Source organism: Prevotella heparinolytica, assembly GCF_002998535.1.
In the GTDB taxonomy this organism is placed as follows: Bacteria; Bacteroidota; Bacteroidia; order Bacteroidales; family Bacteroidaceae; genus Bacteroides; species Bacteroides heparinolyticus.
In genome coordinates, this window is sequence record NZ_CP027234.1 from 2693968 (window position 1) to 2712879 (window position 18912).

Here is an 18912-nt window from a genome sequence, read left to right on the forward strand (position 1 = left end):
ACGAAAGATGAAAGCAAAATATATTTTATCAAGTCTGTTACTTGCCGGCTGCACTTTCTTTTCCTCTTGTGAGGACAATCTGGATATTGCACAGCATGGGGTAAGCACTTTCGAAAATTTCTATAAAACGGATGCCGATGCGGAAGAAGCCATTATAGCCTGCTATAGCAACTGGAAGGACACCTATGCACCTGCGTTCTGGCTAAAGAATCTTCTTTCGGACGATTGCTATTCGGCAGGAGAGAGCTGGACGGCTGCCAGTGCACAATTGCTATCGACTTATACGTTCGACTCTGATTTTTCCCATATTAAAACGTTATATACGAATCTTTATAAGGTGATTTATGCCGCCAACATTGTTTTGCAGTATGTAGGCGATGATTCTGCGGTTAAGCTTCGTGCACGTGCAGAAGCAAAGGTTTTCCGAGCGATGTCCTACATCGAATTGATCAGCCTTTGGGGAACTCCGCCGTTGGTGGACCATCCGTTGAATGCAAACGAATATTCCCAGGCAAATGGCAATACTGAGGCGCTGTGGGCATTGGTGAACCAAGATTTGACCGAAGCTGTCAACAGTGGCGATTTGGAGGAAAAGGCAAGCTTGGATAATTTTACCTATCGTATCACCAAGCAGTTTGCACAAGCCTTGTTGGGCAAGGCATACGTCTTTCAGAAGAATTATGGTGCTGCTGTTACAGTTTTGGATGAGGTAATCAATAGCGGGAAGTACGACCTTTACAGTGATTATGAGAATATCCAGACTACCAAAGGCGAGGCGAACTGTGAAAGTCTGTTTGAAAGTAATTATGTTTACGATGCCAATAATGTTACCGGCATTATGAGTAACATGATTTGGGTATATATGCATTGGCGTGGAGACATGCTTGCATTCAATGAGCCTACTCAAATCTATTCCCATGGAGGTTGGGGATTTTTTAATCCGACAAAGGAAAGCTACGATGCGTTTGTCGAAATGGGAGATACTTATCGCTTGAATGCATCTATCAAGACATACCGGCAAATGGAGGATATGGGTATCTCATTGAGCAATGCCATAGCTTATATGCCGGACAATGCCGGTTACTTCAGCTGGAAATACCGTGTTTATGAAGCTGATGTCATCAACTATTGGTGGTTGCGTTGTCCTAACAATACCCGTGCCATGCGTTATGCCGAGGTTCTGCTGCTTGCTGCTGAAGCGAGTCTTCAGTCCGGAAATGCAAGTAAGGCTGCCGGATATGTGAATAAAGTGCGTGACCGTGCCCAGTTGCCTGCATTGGGTAGTGTCTCTATGGATGATATCAAGAAAGAGAAGCGTCTGGAACTTTGGATGGAAGGCTGCCGTTACCAGGATCTGATTCGGTGGGGTGATGCTGCTACGGTACTTGCCAAGAGAGGGCAGGAAAGGCCGGCTCTTTACAAAGACGGCCGTGTAAGTTGGGATGGACAGAAAAATGCTTCTGCCGGCTTCAAGAGTAGTAAGCATGAACTGCTCCCGTTCCCTGCTACTGAAATGAATGTCAATAAGAATATGACCCAGAATCCGGGTTGGTAATTAATCAATAAAACTTAGTTTATGAATAAATTAAAATGCTTATTCCTGTCAGGGCTTATGGCTGTGATGCCGATTTGCATGAGCGGACAGCAGACGTCCGGTGAAAAATCGTCAAAGCCGCGTGTCATCATTACTTGTGACCCGGAACTTGATGACCTGAACTCTTTGATACGTTTTCTGCTTTTCAGTACGGATTTCCGTGTGGAAGGTTTGATTTATGCTAGCAGCCAGTTCCATTGGAAAGGTGACGAGCACGGAACCAAGTGGTATGTGCCTGGACGTGAATATTCCCGTAATGGCATAGACTACGGGCCTATGGAAAGCTGGCGTTGGGATCCGGATGAACGTTTCATTGACGATGCTGTGGAAGCTTATGAGAAAGTATATCCCAATCTGAAAGTACATGACCCGTCTTATCCGACTCCCGAATATCTGAAGTCTAAAGTGCGTGTCGGCAATATCGAGTTCGACGGTGATATTTCCAAGGACACTCCGGGGTCGGAGCTGATTAAGGCTGTATTGCTCGATGATTGTACAGATCCGGTATTCATCAATGCTTGGGGAGGAGGCAGCACCATCGCCCGTGCCTTGAAGTCCATTCAGGATATTTATGAGCATACCGATGCCTGGAAAGGTGTCCGGGAGAAGATAATAGGAAAAGTGGTTCTTTCCCTTTCGGGTGATCAGGATGATACGTATGCGCGATATATCCGACCTTTCTGGCCGGAACTCAGACAAATGGAGATGGGAGGCATGACAGTCGGCCTGGCTTATAATGCACAGTCAAGAACCTCCAAAGAAAATCAAGTTTTCTATTCTCCGGAATGGATGCAGGAGAACATTCGTAGTAAAGGGCCTTTCGGCGAAATGTATCGTGTCTGGGGAGACGGCAAGCAGATGGTGAAAGGTGATAAGTTCGATTTTTTCGGTTTGTCGGGCTATACGGTTGATGAATTGAAAAAGCAAGGCTATGTGGTTTGGACCGGAATCCAGCCGAAAGGGGCTTATCTGGCTGAAGGAGACACTTACTGTTTCCTGAATTTGATAGATAACGGTCTGCGTGGCCACGAAGACCCCACTTATGGAGGATGGTGCGGTGGAAGAACCCTCCTTCCCGATTCGGTGAAGAATCTTCCGCGCATGGAACAGATGAAGTATAGGGCTGAGCGCTATCCTTTGCCCGACTTCACAGCTCCGGTAATGAATGGATTGGCTGCCCGTTTTAAATGGTCGGTAACTCCAAACTATGCCGACGCAAACCATGAGCCGGTGATAAAAGGGGCGCTTGCCATGAGTGCCAAGCTGGGTGAGAAACTGAAACTTAAATACTCTGTAGCCGATCCGGATAAGGATACCTTTACCATTAAATGGTGGCAATATATGTCAGCCGGTACATATCGGGACAAAGTGGCGGTAGATGACCCTGCTTCTGCAAATACTGGCTTTACTGTTCCGGCCGATGCCAACCCCGGCGATACCATCCACTTGATTCTGGAAGCTACGGATAATGGTACACCACAGATGAACCGCTATCACCGCCTGATTATTACAGTGGCAGAATGAACTTGAATCCATGAACTTTAATTTGAAGGACTGAAATGAAAAAGATTATATTGGCAGCGTTTATGGCAACCTGCGGGCTGCAAATGTCTGCCCAGCAAAATTTGTTTGTTGCGCAGGATCTCGAGTCTGCAATCGTGAATAAAGACAACACAGTGACTTTTAATTTCAAGGCTCCCGATGCCAAGAGGGTACAGATTGCAGGTGACTTTGCCGAAAAGGCGGAAGGACAACACGTTGGCGGCATGGTGGGTGCAGGCCTGATAGACATGACAAAGAATGTCGCAGGAATCTGGACCTATACTACCAAACCGCTGGACTCGGAACTCTACAGTTATGAATTCATGGTGGACGGCGTACCGACCATAGACCCCAACAATGTTTATGTTTATCGTGACTTTGCCACAACAAGTAATGTATTCATCGTAGGGAATGGCAAGGGTGATTTATATAAGGTCAATAAAGTGCCTCATGGAACATTGGCCCACCGTTGGTACCACTCTGATGGCATGAAAATGGATCGCCGTATCAACATCTACACACCGGCGGGTTATGAACAGTCCGGTAACAGAAAATATCCTGTACTCTACTTGTTGCATGGCATGGGTGGCGATGAAGATGAATGGACTACTTTTGGACGTGCAGCACAGATTCTCGATAATCTGATAGCACAAGGAAAGGCTGAACCGATGATTGTCGTGATGCCCAATGGACATGCTGCCATGGAAGCTGCGCCGGGTGAAAGCAGTTTGGGTTACTATAAACCCTACCACATGAAAAATGGGACTATGGACGGTGCATTTGAAACCTATTTCCCCGAGATTGTCAAGTTCGTAGAAAGTAATTACCGTGTGCAGGCCGACAAGGCGCACCGTGCCATCGCAGGCCTTTCAATGGGTGGTTTCCATTCTGCCAATATCTCCTTGAACTATCCCGATATGTTCGATTATGTAGGCTTGTTCTCTGCTGCTCTTAATGTCCAAAGTGCAAACCAGAGGAATAGCCCGGTTTATCAGGATATGGACAAGAAGTTGGCTATCCAGTTTGATAAGAAACCTAAACTCTATTGGCTGGGTATCGGCAAAGACGATTTCCTGTATAAGAACAATGCTGCCTATCGCACCGATTTGGATAAGAAAGGATATAAATATGAGTTTATGGAAACTCCCGGCGGGCATGTATGGACTTGCTGGCGTATTTATCTCTCTGTATTTGCTCCCAAGTTATTCAAATAAATCATAACACACAATGAAGAAACAACTGTTCTATCTGCTGTTGGCTGCAAGCATTCTGAGCGCTTGTGGGCCGGCAACTCCTCAGCTGGGAAAAGATTCCATTGAGGATGTTATTGGTGCCATGACTCTGGAAGAAAAGGCACGCTTGGTTATCGGTACCGGAATGACGGGTACTTCGGGTGACAGTACGGTGATTGGTGCAACCAAGAGATTGGTGCCTGGTGCCGCGGGCACCACTTATCCGATACCCCGTTTGGGAATCCCTGCCATTGTGCTGGCAGATGGACCTGCCGGCCTGCGTATCGATCCTGTCCGCGAAGGCGATTCTGCTACTTATTATTGTACGCATTTCCCTATCGGTACATTACTTGCTTCTACTTGGAATCAAGATTTGGTGGAGGAAGTCGGAAAATCGATAGGTAATGAAGTGCTGGAGTATGGTGCGGATGTCTTGTTGGCTCCTGCCCTGAATATCCATCGGAATCCTTTGTGCGGGCGTAATTTTGAATACTATTCCGAAGATCCGCTTGTATCCGGCAAGATAGCTGCCGCTTATGTCAGAGGAGTACAGAGCAATGGGGTGGGAACTTCCATCAAACATTTTGCTGTCAACAACCAGGAAACCAATCGGAATGCCAATGATGCTCGTATCACTCCCCGTGCCTTACGGGAAATCTACCTGAAGGGGTTCGAGATTGCCGTAAAGGAATCAGCCCCTTGGACCGTAATGTCTTCTTACAATTATATCAATGGCACTTATGCTTCCGAAAACGAAGACTTACTGACTACCGTACTGCGTGATGAGTGGGGATTTAAAGGCATGGTGGTGACGGATTGGTTTGGAGGAAAGGATGCAGTGGCCCAGATGGTTGCAGGTAATGATATGCTTCAGCCGGGCCGGGACACCCAGTATGACATGATTATTGAAGGAGTGAAGGAAGACAAACTGGATGAATCCATCCTTGACCGTAATATAAAGCGTATTCTTGAACTGATTCTGCAAAGTCCTCATTTTAAGAAATATGATTATTCCAATAAACCCGACTTGGAAGCGCATGCTGCTGTCACCCGCCAGTCGGCTACAGAGGGTATGGTGTTGCTGAAGAACGATAATGGCGCTTTGCCTTTAAAAGGTAATGTCAAGAATATTGCCCTTTTCGGCTGCACTTCTTACGAATTTATAGCCGGAGGAACCGGTTCGGGTAATGTGAATCGTGCCTATACTGTTTCATTGCTGGATGGCTTGAAGAATGCCGGCTATCAGACAGATGACTCCTTGAAGAATACGTATGAACAGCATATCGCTGCCGAAAATGAAAAGAATTCTCCTGATCCCTCTCAGGCTTTCTCCAGATTTATGCCTGTTCCGCGTCCGGTAGAACTTGTTCCTTCGCCCGAAGTCTTGGCAGAGCAGGTGGCCAAATCGGATATAGCCTTGATTACCTTGGGACGTACTTCCGGTGAATTCGTAGATCGCAAAGTGGCCGACTTTGATTTGAGCAAAGAAGAATACAAAATGTTGCAGGCTGTCTGCCGGGCTTTCCATGCGGCAGGCAAGAAGGTGATTGTGACCCTGAATATTGGCGGCGTTATAGAAACAGCTTCCTGGAAGAATCTTCCGGATGCCATCTTGCTTGCTTGGCAAGCCGGCCAGGAAGGGGGCAACAGTGTGGCTGACGTGTTGAGTGGAAAGGCTTCTCCATCGGGCAAGCTGCCGATGACTTTCCCGGTCAAGCTGATGGATGCGGCTTCTTCTGCCAATTTCCCGATGGATGCCGAGGCTGATACGGATGTAAGGAATAAAGAGGGTAAGAAATCATCTGTGAAGAATGTGGATTATACTGTTTATGAGGAAGATATCTTTGTGGGTTACCGTTATTTCGACAGCTTTGGCAAACAAGTGTCCTATCCGTTTGGTTATGGCCTTTCTTATACGACATTTGAGTATGCCAATCCTTCTCTCAAGGCAGACAACGGTGTGTATTCGGTTTCTGTGGACGTGAAGAACACAGGAAAGACGGCTGGTAAAGAAATCGTTCAACTCTATGTCTCTGCACCGGATAATGTCGGGATGAATAAACCTGCAAAAGAATTGAAAGCTTTTGCCAAGACTCGGGAACTGAGCCCTGGCGAAACAGCTACCATCACTCTGAAAGTGAATGCCGCCGACTTGGCTTCTTATGATGAGGCGGCTTCATCATGGGTGGTAGATGCCGGAAGCTATGAGTTCTTGGTGGGTGCTTCTTCACGTGATATCAAAGCTGTGCTCAATGCTGATGTCGTTGCTGCCACAAAGGAGACTTGTGATGTTTTGAAACCGCAGGCTCCGGTCGATGTGCTGAAACGCTGAGTGTTCTACATATTTCTCACTTGAGGTTACTCCCGTTCCCTACCGGTGGAAAACTATAATTTGCTTGTTGTTAGCATCGATAAGCATATTGGGGGCTGATGTCAGGACTGCTTTTTTGAGTATGACAGACGGAAAGCCGCTGACGGCAATGAAGGTGTGTCGAAACTAAAGTTCACTATCATTAAGCTCTGTCATTCAGGACGAAGCGAAGAATCTACTCTCTTTGTGAGTAAGAGAAGAGATGCTTCGCTTCGTCCTGAATGACAGAGCAAGAAATCCGATCTTTCGGCCGACATAATTTACATGCGATACAAAGAATGGTGCACGCTATTTTCTCTATATGGAAACACAAAAGGAGAAAACACTCCGGCAAGTGCAAGGAGACAGCTGAGCTTACCGGAGAGTTAGCGCACTGTTTCACCCAAAGTCATACGCATGCTGTCGCAAAAATGAACAAATTCTGATTTCCTGATATACTTTAACCTGTTAATTATAAAAAAACTCCTATGCAAGAATTGCATGGGTAGGCGCTTTATGTACACTCAACGAGGTTAAATGAAAGAGCTTTGGGAAGCGCCCATTTCAGGGACTTTCCGAGGGGTGAAGAGAACCGTGCGGCAGAGACGGCATGCGGCGGGCTTGGGTGGCTTAAGTCCCGGGCATACGGGAAACTATAAAAAAATGTAGTTTTTCCTGATTCGTGATGGTGGATTCCTCTTTATCCATTATCTTTGTTACTGTTTTCTGGTGTACAGCATCCGGGTGTTGCATTTCTTTACACCCGGATGCTGTGCTGCATGATACCCGGATGTAGTAAATGTTGACACCCGGGTGTTGAACGTGATAAATCAGCAAATTCTGAAAGCAGAAAAAGATAAATGCGGGAACGGAGACTCCCGAATGTTGAACTAAAATAGTTGAAGAATGACTATCCCTTATTTAGTAAGAAAGAAAGCGGATCTGACGTCCGGCGAGAGAAAAGAAAAATGGTATGCCGTGCAGAAGAAGTTGCAGGAGCGGGGCGGCGTCAATCTGGACAAGCTGGCCGACAAGCTGGCCAAGAACAGCCATTTCCCAAAAGGGATGATTATGGGCGTGCTTTCCGAACTGGGCGAAACGGTGGAAGAGATACTCGGTTCCGGACAATCGGTGACGATTCCCGGACTGGGAACGTTTCAGACCGCAGTAACCAGTCCCGGATTCGATTCTCCCGAACAGGTGACGCCCGGCAAAGTGAGCCTGTCGCGCGTGTATTTCGTGGCCGACCGCCGTATGACCGCCCGGTTGAAAAAAGAACCCTGCTATCGCATTCCCTTCGAACTCTATTTCCCCGAAGACCGGATTACGCCGGCCATGCGCAGGAGCGACGAGGAGGAGGCGGATGGATAGAGGATATTGCAGAAATTAACGCCCGTCGTGCCCTACTTATGATATAAATCTCTATCTTTGTGGCACTTTTTACACAAGAGTTGAAATCAAATTCATTAAGATACAACAGAAAATGGCACAAGAAGACGTTTTTAAGAAACTGGTATCGCACTGCAAGGAATATGGCTTTGTGTTCCCTTCCAGCGAGATTTATGATGGACTGGGAGCCGTGTACGACTACGGCCAGATGGGTGTGGAACTGAAAAACAACATCAAACAATACTGGTGGCAGAGCATGGTGCTGCTGCACGAAAACATCGTCGGCATAGACTCGGCCATCTTCATGCACCCCACCATCTGGAAGGCCAGCGGACATGTGGATGCGTTCAACGACCCTTTGATCGACAACCGTGATTCCAAGAAACGCTATCGTGCCGACGTACTGATAGAAGACCAGCTTGCCAAGTACGACGACAAGATAAACAAGGAGGTGGCCAAGGCCGCCAAACGTTTCGGCGAGGCTTTCGACGAGGGACAGTTCCGCACAACCAACGGCCGCGTGCTGGAGCATCAGGCCAAGCGCGACGCTTTGCACGAACGTTTTGCAAAGGCATTGAACGATACCAATCTCGAGGAACTCCGCCAGATTATCCTCGATGAAGAAATCGTATGCCCCATCAGCGGCACGAAGAACTGGACGGAAGTGCGCCAGTTCAACCTCATGTTCTCCACCGAGATGGGCTCAACGGCCGACGGAGCCATGAAGATATACCTCCGCCCCGAAACGGCGCAAGGCATCTTCGTGAACTACCTGAACGTGCAGAAGACCGGACGCATGAAGATACCTTTCGGCATCGCACAGATAGGCAAGGCCTTCCGTAACGAAATCGTGGCTCGCCAGTTCATCTTCCGCATGCGCGAATTCGAGCAGATGGAGATGCAGTTCTTCGTAAAACCGGGCACCGAGCTGGATTGGTTCAAGACATGGAAGGAAACCCGCCTGAAGTGGCACAAGGCACTGGGATTCGGCGAAGACCACTATCGCTATCACGACCACGAGAAACTGGCTCACTATGCCAATGCCGCCACCGACATCGAGTTCCTGATGCCTTTCGGCTTCAAGGAAGTGGAAGGCATCCACAGCCGTACGAACTTCGACCTCTCGCAGCACGAGAAATTCTCCGGCAAGAACATCAAATACTTCGACCCCGAAACGAACGAAAGCTATACGCCCTACGTCATCGAGACCAGTATCGGTGTAGACCGCATGTTCCTTAGCATCATGTCGGCCTCCTATTGCGAGGAGAGTCTGGAGAACGGCGAAAGCCGCGTTGTCTTGAAGCTGCCTGCCGCTCTGGCTCCGGTGAAACTGGCCGTGATGCCGTTGGTGAAGAAAGACGGACTGCCCGAAAAGGCGCGCGAAATCATCGACAGCCTGAAGTTCCACTTCCACTGCCAGTACGACGAGAAAGACAGCATCGGCAAGCGCTACCGCCGTCAGGATGCCATCGGCACACCGTTCTGCGTGACCGTAGACCACCAGACATTGGAAGACAACTGCGTGACGCTGCGCAACCGCGACACCATGCAGCAGGAACGCGTAGCCATCGCCGAACTGAACAATATCATTGCAGACCGCGTAAGCATCACCTCCTTGCTGAAGACGCTGCAATAAACCGGAGTTTGCGCTGTGCACGAGACAGATATCGGGCGCGGATTGCACGGGTTCAGGCTTCGTAAAGACCGTGCCCGTCTCCATTATCCGTACTCCCGATGGAGAAACAGACGAATGAATACATATTAATATATAACAGCTTGACCGAATGAAAAGACCATCTCTTTTGTTTTTGCCTTTCGTGTTGCTTCTGGCAGGTGTTTTTGTTTCCTGCGAAGAAAATCTGGAGGCAGGGAAATATGACAACTGGCAAGAGCGCAACCAAGCATTTGCCGACTCGATAAAGACGTTGACCGGCGAAAACTACGTAGTTACGGCAGAAGCTGCCGATGCAATGGAGCTTGGAAAACTGTATGCCATACAAACCACAGCCTCTACAACCGAGGGTGCTCAATATGTGTATTGCAAGAAACTCGTGAAGAATGAAACGGGCGAACGTCCGCTTTATACGGGCTATCATTCGAAAGTGAACGCGTTCTATTACGGCACTTATATCAACGGCGACAAGTTCGACGGGAACTTCATCGGTTACGGTGCGCAGGATCGTGCGATACCTGTTCCGCCTGTGAAAGCCCCTACCGAGTTTGATGCGTATAACACGTTTGAAGTCTCGAAAGTGATTGCAGGCTGGACAGCAGTTTTGCAGTTTATGCGTATGGGCGAACGTTGGGTATTGTATATTCCGTGGCAAAGCGGATACGGGACGAGTGGTTCCGGTAGCTCTTCGAATGCAATTCGGGGTTATTCGGTTCTTACATTCGATATGCAGCTGGATAGTTTTGCGGAGTAAATCCTAGTGAGGGGAAAAAGGAGAAATCCGGACGCCTTGTCAGATTTGCCGGGGCGCGAATTTCATGAAGAAAGTACGGTTTAATGAATTGAATCCGTATTGTGTGATACATGAAATTCGCGCCACGATGTATTTTATCCTAAAAAAGTGCAGCCTGCAGCCGACTCTCTTATATTTTCTTCCTGATTGCCTTTACCCAAATCTTATACCCTTCCTCTTTCAGGTGCAGGCCGTCGTTGGTCAGCTCGCTGCGAAGCACGTTCGTGCCTTTCTCCGTGAACAAGGGAAAGAGGTTGATGAAAGTAATCTTCTTTTCTTTGGCGAGCGCTTCGAGGCGGGAGTTGATTTCGGGAATCATATCCGTCTTTCCGTTCAATCTCTTGTAGCGGCCGAAGCTCTCGTTGATGGGGAGCAGGCTTTGCAGGTAGAGCTTGGTTTCGGGCGATTCGCGTTGGATGCGCTCTATGGTTGTGCGCATCATGGCCACGATACTGTCTGTAGTGAGGTCGTGGGATACGTCGTTGACACCGGTCAGCAGGAAGAGTTTGGTCGGATGTCCGGGAAGAATCTGGTGCAGGCGGTCATAGATACCCATCACTTCGTCGCCGATGATGCCACGATTGCGCACATTTTTCTTCCCGAGGCGGGCAGACCAGTCACCACCGTTTTCGGTCAGACTGTTGCCCAGCATTACGATGTCCTTGCCGGCGATGGCGGGTTCGTTCATGAATTGCAGGAAGCGTTTGTAGTAATGCTCCGTGTAAGTGCGCGGAATGGGGCAGATGGAAGCCGCTACGGCATTGGACACCAGCGAACGCAGGCGAACGGTGTTATGACTGTCTTTAGGATGTACGGCATTGATGAGCAGAATCACGGAAATATCATTGTCCGGATCTATGACGATGGAAGTACCTGTATAACCGGTATGTCCGTATGTGTTAGGGCCAAACAGGTCTCCGGTGTTCGAGGCGTAGGGACTGAAGATGTCCCAACCAAGTGTACGCCCGAAGGTGGCGGTGGCCCGGGGTACGGTACGCATGGCCTTCACACCAAGTGGACTGAGTATGCGGTGCCCGTTCCACTCTCCCCCGTTCTGCAAGGCGGCGCAGAGTACGGCAATATCTTCCGCACAGGAAAACAAGCCGGCATTGCCACTGATGCCTCCGTTCATGACGCGTGCCAAGGGGTCGTGTACTTGTCCGCAAAGTACTTGCCCGTCTGTTTGCTTCTCGGTAGGAGCAATGTTGTTTACTGCACAGCGGTCAGTAGAGAGCGGAGAGCAGGAAGTGTTTACCCATTGTCCGTTCTTGTCGCGTCGGCAGGGCAGGTAGTCGGTGTGATTCATGCCCAGCACGTCGAAGATATTCTCGCGGGCGAAGTCGCGCAGGCTTTCTCCGGATACGGTCTCGATGATGTGTTGCAGGGTGATGAAGTTGAGGCAACTGTATTGAAAATCGGTTTGTGGCTTGAAGTCTCGCTTGCATGTGGCAATATACTCCATCAGTCCTTCAGGGTTAGGCGAACCGTATTGTTTCTCCAACTCAGTCACAGAGGCGTATGGAGGCAATCCGGAGGTGTGTGTCATTAAATCGGCAATGCGGATGACTTTCTTTTCTTTACCGTCCTCGCTCTCCCAATTCTTGAATTCGGGGATGTAGAGGTTCACGGGGTCGAGCATGCGTATCTTGCCATGTTCGGCCAATATCATGATGCAAATGGCCGTAGACATGGATTTGCTGCACGAAGCCATGTCGAAGATGGTGTTTGTGGTCATCGGTTCTATGTGAGGATAGACACGCTTGTTGCCGTATGCTTTCAGGTAGGCCATTTTCCCGCTCCGCATTACGGCAAGTACTGCACCGGGAATCTCACGATTGGCAATGGCTGTTTCAATGGCTTCGTCGGCGTACATCAGCTTGCGCGAGTCCATGCCCACCTGTTCGGGGGCTACACGCTGCAAAGATTGTCCGAAGGCTGTTTGCAGGCAGAATAGAAAAAGAAGGAGGAAGAGTTTGAAGTTACTTTGGGTAGATTTTGACTGTATCATATTCGATTTCCTTTCTAAAGTTTTTATTAAGAAATACTTATGTTCGTAGTGGTGGAGAGAAGGGAGGGCTTTAGAGACTTCTATACGCATCCACCGCATTCTTTACCGATCCGTGCATCAACAGCAATGCCTTGGCCTTGCCATAATCCAGTCCGAGTTCCTCTACCAGCATGCGTGTGCCACGGTCTACCAGTTTCTTGTTGCTGAGTTGCATGTTCACCATCTTGTTGCCCTTCACACGTCCCAACTGTATCATAACGGAGGTGGTAATCATATTCAGAATCATTTTTTGCCCTGTACCCGACTTCATGCGCGAACTCCCTGTCACATATTCCGGCCCTACAATCATTTCGATGGCTACATCGGCTTCTGCCGCCATGGGCGAATCGGGATTGCTGGTGATGCAACCGGTCAGGATGCCGTGTTCGCGTGCTTCGTGCATGGCGCCAATCACGTATGGAGTAGTGCCCGATGCAGCAATGCCGATGACGGTATCCTTATCTGTGATGTTCCGTTCCGTCAGTTCTTCCCATCCGCGATGCACGTCATCTTCGGCGTTTTCCACCGGATTGCGCAATGCGGTGTCTCCGCCTGCTATCAGTCCGATGACTAACGTGGGAGGCATGCCGAAAGTAGGAGGTATTTCCGAGGCGTCGAGCACGCCGAGGCGTCCGCTGGTACCTGCACCCATGTAGAAGATACGTCCGCCTTGCTTCATGCGCGGCACAATCAGGTTCACCAGTTTCTCTATTTGCGGAATGGCCTTTTGTACGGCAAGTGCCACTTTTTGGTCTTCCGTGTTGATGTCTTCCAGAATCTCACGGACAGACTTCTTTTCCAGATCGTTGTAGAGCGAGGGTTGCTCTGAGATTTTTACGAACATAAGGCTATTATTGTTTTAACGGTTTACTATTTGTTGTATGGCAGTGTGCCGGTTGCACGGCCGCTTTCTTCATCATTTCCCGCTGTGATATTTTATTAATCCCTCCATCGGGCTTTTGATGATGTTTCCCACTTGGATGCCCGTTTCATAGGCGGCTTTTATCAGCACCTCCTTGTAGTGGAAAGCCACCGAACCGATGAAGTGCACTTTTTCGTGTTGATAGCCGTCGTATTGCATGACATTGCGTTTGAGGAATGCCTTGAAGCTGTTTAATACCAGGTTGTGCACGCAAGGTTCGTCCATGTTCTGTGCAAGGAACGGCGACAGGCTTGCCAGAAAACGGTTTGGGAACGGTTGGCGGTACACACGGTCGATGATATCGGCAGGTGTCAGGCCGAACTGCTCGAGGAACTTCTCTTTCAGTCCGGGTGTCATCTGGTTTTTCAGGAGGTCGCCCACCAAGAGTTTGCCCAAGCAGGCACCGCTACCTTCATCGCCCAAGATGAAGCCCAAAGGCGATACGTTGGCTACGATGTCTTGCCCGTTGTAGTAGCATGAGTTGGAGCCGGTGCCTATGATGCAGGCAATGCCGGACTTATGCCCGCAAAGCCCGCGCGCGGCGGCCAGCATGTCGGTGCTGACTTCTATGACGCCTTTCACCTTGAGGTGCTGGGTGATGGCACGGTGCATCGTGGCAATCTTGTCGGGAAAGCCACATCCGGCACCATAGAAATAGACGGCATCCGGTTTGTCGGACTTCAGCCGGGGCAGCAGCGTCGTTGCTATCTCGTTGCTGATTTCTTCTTCCGATTGAAAGAAAGGATTCGTCCCTTTCGTAAATATCTGTTGGAGGAGTTCTCCATTCTCTACAACGCACCAGTCGGTTTTTGTAGAGCCACTGTCTGCTATTAGAATCATGTCTTTTATATGTTATTTTTATATCTTGATGTATATCTTCCGTTTGTATAGCTGATAGCCGATGCACCAGTTGATTGCGATGAACAGAAGGGCATAGGCCAGCGAGCCTCCGGTTTCACCGAAGACGGGCATGAGCACTATCTTGTACAGGAATCCATGTATGCTGATGCTGCCGTCGGCCCACGGAAAACGGATGCTGCCGAACAGAATGCTGAGCACACCGCCCAGCACATACATGAACAGAGGGTTCACACCGAAGGCTTCGAAGAACATGCTCCACCGTCTGGCGCCTTTCACGTCGATAATCCAGATGAGCAATGCCAGGAAGCTCGATGCCAGTCCGCAGGTGACGAGCACATAGGTAGGCGACCATATCTTCTTGTTGATGGGGCATCCGTAGCTCAGCAGGAAGCCGGCAAAAGTAAGGATGACACCTGTCAGAAACAGTGTGATGAGCTGTGCGTTCAGGAAGCTTTCGCGGTCGGCCGACTTGTTGCCGTCAAGCATCAACCGCCCCACGCAGAAGCCAAGCAACACATGGGCAATGGAGGGAATGGTGCTCAATATGCCTTCAGGGTCGATGCCGTTGTCCTTGTACATGTGTGCAGGGGTCAGGAGAGTGCGGTCTACAACGGAAAGTATGTTCGTTTCGTTATAGGCAAATCCGTTGCCGCACATCAGCAGGATGAAATAGCCTGCCAGCAGGCTGAAGATGAGGTAGGGGATGTGCTTGTGCTTCATGGTCAGTGCAATGATGGAGGTTGCCCCGTAGCACAGGGCCAGTCGCTGCATGACGCCCAAGATGCGCATACGGTCGAAAGTCCAGACCGAAGCCCACAAGTTCTCGCCGAAGCTCAAGTCATCTGGAGCGGAGGCCCAGTAGTAGCAGAAACGGGAGAACCAGCCGATGGCCATGCCGATGAGAAAGATGAGGACGGTGCGCTTCAGTATCTTTAGTGCGGCGGCATGGCTGAAAGTAAAATCGTATTTCTTCAAAGAGATATACGTGGAGATACCCATGATGAACATGAAGAAAGGAAAAACAAGATCGGTGGGCGTAAGGCCGTTCCATTCGGCATGGCGCAGCGGAGCATAGATGTGCGCCCAACTTCCGGGATTGTTCACCATAATCATGCCTGCAATGGTGACGCCGCGGAGAATGTCGAGTGCAAGGATGCGTTTGTTTATTTTCGGACTGTTCATGAGTTTGTATGTGTTAAGTTTGTCATCAATGGTTTGGTACATTCGTCCACTAAATAGACGATGGATACGTAAGGAATACCGGCGTTCGTTGTCAGCCCTATTTCGCAGGTACGGCTGTTGGAGTAGCCTATCTGTACTCCGGCAGCTTCTATCTGTGGACGCAGTTTACGCAGGGCGTAAGCATTCAGCTCGGGATGGGTGAAACCACGGTCGCCTGCGAAGCCGCAACACCCCACTTCCTCCGGAATGATGACATTGTTGGAACAAAGACGGGCAAGGCCGGTCAATGTATCCGCCAATCCCATTTTCCGCATGGAGCAGGTGATATGGATGGCCACGGGGCGGTCGGTAGGCGTGAAGTCCAGCTTGTCTCGCAAGAAAGTGTGGATAAATTCTGCGGGTTCGTACAGTTTCATCCGTTTGATGTGTTGGCGCATGCGGTGCAGGCAGGGGCTTTGGTCGCAAAGCACAGGATATTCGCCTTGCCGACTGGCTTCCCACAAGGCGGCTTCGAGTTCTTCTACCTTGCGGTCGGCTATGTCGGGCATGCCTTTGCTTTCCCAGATGGTGCCGCAACACAGTTTGTCCATCCCCTCCGGGAAGATGACCTCGTAGCCCGCTTTCTGCAACAGGGATATCATTTTGTTTACCAGCGCCTGCTCTACGGGTGATTTCTTGGATAAACCCATGGTTTGGTTAATACAACTGGGAAAGTAGACTACTTTGCGGATGGTGTTGTTTTGCATGGCATTCTCTTCCCTGTCGGATGTATGTGTCGGTGAGGCTTGTGAACCGGTATATTTGTAGGCCTTGGGCATGGCAGGTGTCCACAAGGGTATGTTTGGCAGTTTGTGCATGCCTTTGGTAACGGCACTCATGGCTTTCGTCCCTAACAGGGAATGGCCGAAGTCGGCCAAGCGCAGGGTGGAACGTAGGGCGCTTTTGACGCCTGCAAAATGATTGGCGGCAAAGTCTCCTGCTTTATATCCGAGGCTGTTCTTGGGCAATGCTTCCTGTCGGACGAGGTGGGTGAGGTCGCCGGTATTGATGCCCATCGGGCAGGATGTGGAGCAGAGCCCGTCGCCGGCGCAGGTTTGGTCGCCGAGGTAGCGGTATTGCTTTTCAAGTTTTTTGGCTTCTTGTAAATATCCGTGTTGCTTCAGGCGAGATATCTCGCGTTGCACCACGATGCGTTGGCGCGAGGAGAGGGTGAAACCGCAGGAAAGGCAGTTTACTTCGCAGAAGCCGCATTCTATGCACTTGTCGGCCGCAAGTGGCGGGCAAAGTGCCACGATGGCAATTCCATCGGAATTGCGTTGCAGTTGATAGCCGGTGGCTCGGTTCTTTTCGTCGATGGCTAAGACGGGCAGTGGCTTGAAGTGCTTGATGTGGCATTGAGGGTCGTCGTTGAAGATGACGCCGGGATTCAACAAGCCTTTCGGGTCGAAAATCTTCTTGACGGTCTGCATGGCCCGGAAAGCATCGTCGCCCCATTCGTAGCGGACGAAAGGCGCCATGTTGCGCCCCGTGCCGTGTTCGGCTTTCAGAGAGCCGTCGTACTTGTCTACAACTAACGTTTTGACGTCATTCATCAGGGCTTCGTAGCGTTTCACTTCGTCGGCAGTGCTGAACGACTGGTTGATGATGAAGTGATAGTTCCCTTCGAGGGCATGCCCGTAGATGCAGGCATCGTCGTAGCCGTGGCGGGCGATGAGCTGTTGCAGTTCGGCGGTGGCTTCGGGCAGGTCTTCGATGTGGAAGGCGATGTCCTCGATGAGGCAGGTTGTGCCCGGCTTGCGTGTTCCTCCCACGGAGGGGAAGATGCCGGAACGGATGGCCCAATAGGGGGAGTACTCTTCGGGGTTGTCGGTAAAGCGGACGGGCGTATAGGTCTTGAACGAGGTCAGACATGCCTCGATGGCGGAGATGTTCTGCTTTAATTCCTCCGGGGTGCGGGCTTTGGTTTCCGTCAGTACGGCGGTCAGCCCCATTTCGTCGCCGGGTTCCACGCCCGGGAGGATGGAGGAGGCCACTTCGCCTTTATATCTCAGGAAGACGGGGTCGTTGACGGAAGAGAGGCTTTTGGAATCCAGCATTTCGGCGCCCTTCACAACGGGTTCGCCGCTTTCGGCCGGTTGTCCGCCAGGCGTCGTTCTCGTAAGTCTTTTCATCGCCACCACGGCGCGGCTCGCTTCTTTGATGGTTTTGAAGTAAATCATGGCGCTTGCCTTGCAGGGGTAGTCGTACTCCGTTTTCATCGTCACTTCAGCAAGGAAGGCCAGCGTGCCCTCGGAGCCTACCATGAGGTGGGCGATGATGTCGAACGGGTCGTCGAAGCGGACGAAGGGCAGAAGGTTGAGGCCCATGACGTTCTTGATGGAGTATTTATAGCGGATGCGCTCTACCAGTTTCTCATTGGCGCGGATTTCGTCGCGTAGGTTGCAGATGCGGCGGATGAAGTCGCTGTGGGTCGCTTCGAAAGAGGTGCGACTGTCGGGGTCGCCGGTGTCCAGCACCGTGCCGTCGGTCAGGATAATACGAGCAGAAATCAGCACCTTGTCGCTGTTGGCATGGGTGCCGCAGTTCATGCCCGAGGCGTTGTTCATGACGATGCCGCCCACCATGGCGCTCTTCACGCTGGCAGGGTCGGGAGCGAACTTCCGCCCATAGGGAGCCAGCAGCTCGTTTACACGCTGGCCGATGATGCCGGGCTGGAGGGTTATCCGCTCACGGTCGGCAGATATCTTGTATTTCTCCCAGTGTTTGCCCGCCACGATGAGGATGGAGTCGCTGATGGCCTGTCCGGACAGGCTGGTACCTGCCGCGCGGAAAGTGACGGGCAGGTTGTAGCGGTCGGCCAGCGTCAACAACCGGGAGACTTCGTCTTCATCTTTCGAGCGAATCACCACTTGGGGTATCAGGCGGTAGAAGCCCGCATCCGTGCCCCATGCCAACCGGCGCAGGGGGTCGGTATAGATTCTGTCTTTCGGGATGAACCGTCCTGCCTCTTGCAGGAATGTGTCGTAAATTGTTTTCTCCATCTTCGTTCTCCTTTCGTTAAGGTTCGTTATTTGTCATCGCCCTTTTTGTGCCATGCTCCGAAGCGGGGCGAACGCTTCGGGCGGCTTCTGTTTCCGGCGTTACGGAGGGGGCGGTTGTGCCGCATATACGAGGCCGGTAACGTCGCATATACGAGACCGGTGATGTCGTATATACGAGACTGATGACGTCGTGTATACGAGGCTGCCGGCCTCTCCCTAATGTCGTTGCTCATGACATCCTAATGTCGTTGCCTGTGACTTCCTAATGTCGTTGCCTGTGCCTTCCC

General features: G+C 50.5%; 12 protein-coding genes. 7 read left to right on the plus strand and 5 right to left on the minus strand.

The window, feature by feature from the left end; translation table 11 throughout:
* Nucleotides 1-7: 7 nt before the first annotated feature.
* From C3V43_RS10825 to C3V43_RS10860, 7 genes are all read left to right on the plus strand, one after another.
* Nucleotides 8-1555, plus strand: a complete 1548-nt coding sequence (locus tag C3V43_RS10825; protein WP_106069823.1) for a RagB/SusD family nutrient uptake outer membrane protein — start codon at nucleotides 8-10, stop codon at nucleotides 1553-1555.
* A 21-nt stretch (nucleotides 1556-1576) separates the two neighbouring features.
* Complete coding sequence (locus C3V43_RS10830; protein ID WP_106069824.1) at nucleotides 1577-3118, plus strand: DUF1593 domain-containing protein; 1542 nt, start codon at nucleotides 1577-1579, stop codon at nucleotides 3116-3118.
* 35 nt (nucleotides 3119-3153) lie between these two features.
* Entirely contained in the window at nucleotides 3154-4350 is a 1197-nt protein-coding gene (locus C3V43_RS10835) for an esterase (protein WP_106069825.1), read from the plus strand.
* Nucleotides 4351-4363: 13 nt separating this feature from the next.
* Nucleotides 4364-6700, plus strand: coding sequence for a glycoside hydrolase family 3 C-terminal domain-containing protein (locus C3V43_RS10840; RefSeq protein WP_106069826.1), 2337 nt, complete (start codon nucleotides 4364-4366; stop codon nucleotides 6698-6700).
* Nucleotides 6701-7624: 924 nt separating this feature from the next.
* Entirely contained in the window at nucleotides 7625-8089 is a 465-nt protein-coding gene (locus C3V43_RS10850; protein ID WP_106069828.1) for an HU family DNA-binding protein, read from the plus strand.
* Nucleotides 8090-8201: 112 nt separating this feature from the next.
* Complete coding sequence (locus C3V43_RS10855) at nucleotides 8202-9743, plus strand: glycine--tRNA ligase (RefSeq protein WP_106069829.1); 1542 nt, start codon at nucleotides 8202-8204, stop codon at nucleotides 9741-9743.
* Between the two features lie 148 nt (nucleotides 9744-9891).
* On the plus strand, nucleotides 9892-10533 hold the full coding sequence (locus C3V43_RS10860) for a BamJ family beta-barrel-assembly machinery protein (protein WP_106069830.1): 642 nt from the start codon (nucleotides 9892-9894) through the stop codon (nucleotides 10531-10533).
* A 169-nt stretch (nucleotides 10534-10702) separates the two neighbouring features.
* Here C3V43_RS10860 and C3V43_RS10865 read toward each other — a convergent pair whose 3' ends face one another.
* From C3V43_RS10865 to C3V43_RS10885, 5 genes are all read right to left on the minus strand, one after another.
* Complete coding sequence (locus C3V43_RS10865; RefSeq protein WP_106069831.1) at nucleotides 10703-12580, minus strand: serine hydrolase; 1878 nt, start codon at nucleotides 12578-12580, stop codon at nucleotides 10703-10705.
* Between the two features lie 70 nt (nucleotides 12581-12650).
* Nucleotides 12651-13463, minus strand: coding sequence for an N-acetylmuramic acid 6-phosphate etherase (gene murQ / locus C3V43_RS10870; protein WP_106069832.1), 813 nt, complete (start codon nucleotides 13461-13463; stop codon nucleotides 12651-12653).
* A 72-nt stretch (nucleotides 13464-13535) separates the two neighbouring features.
* A complete protein-coding gene (locus tag C3V43_RS10875; protein ID WP_106069833.1) occupies nucleotides 13536-14381 on the minus strand; it encodes a BadF/BadG/BcrA/BcrD ATPase family protein in 846 nt (281 codons plus the stop codon).
* Between the two features lie 18 nt (nucleotides 14382-14399).
* Nucleotides 14400-15584 (minus strand): acyltransferase family protein, encoded by a 1185-nt coding sequence (locus C3V43_RS10880; RefSeq protein WP_106070565.1) that lies wholly within the window; start codon nucleotides 15582-15584, stop codon nucleotides 14400-14402.
* The gene (locus tag C3V43_RS10885) at nucleotides 15581-18625 is read right to left on the minus strand and encodes an FAD-binding and (Fe-S)-binding domain-containing protein (RefSeq protein ID WP_106069834.1); all 3045 of its coding nucleotides are present in this window, start codon (nucleotides 18623-18625) and stop codon (nucleotides 15581-15583) included. The genes C3V43_RS10880 and C3V43_RS10885 overlap by 4 nt, the downstream gene beginning before the upstream one ends.
* Nucleotides 18626-18912: the final 287 nt, after the last annotated feature.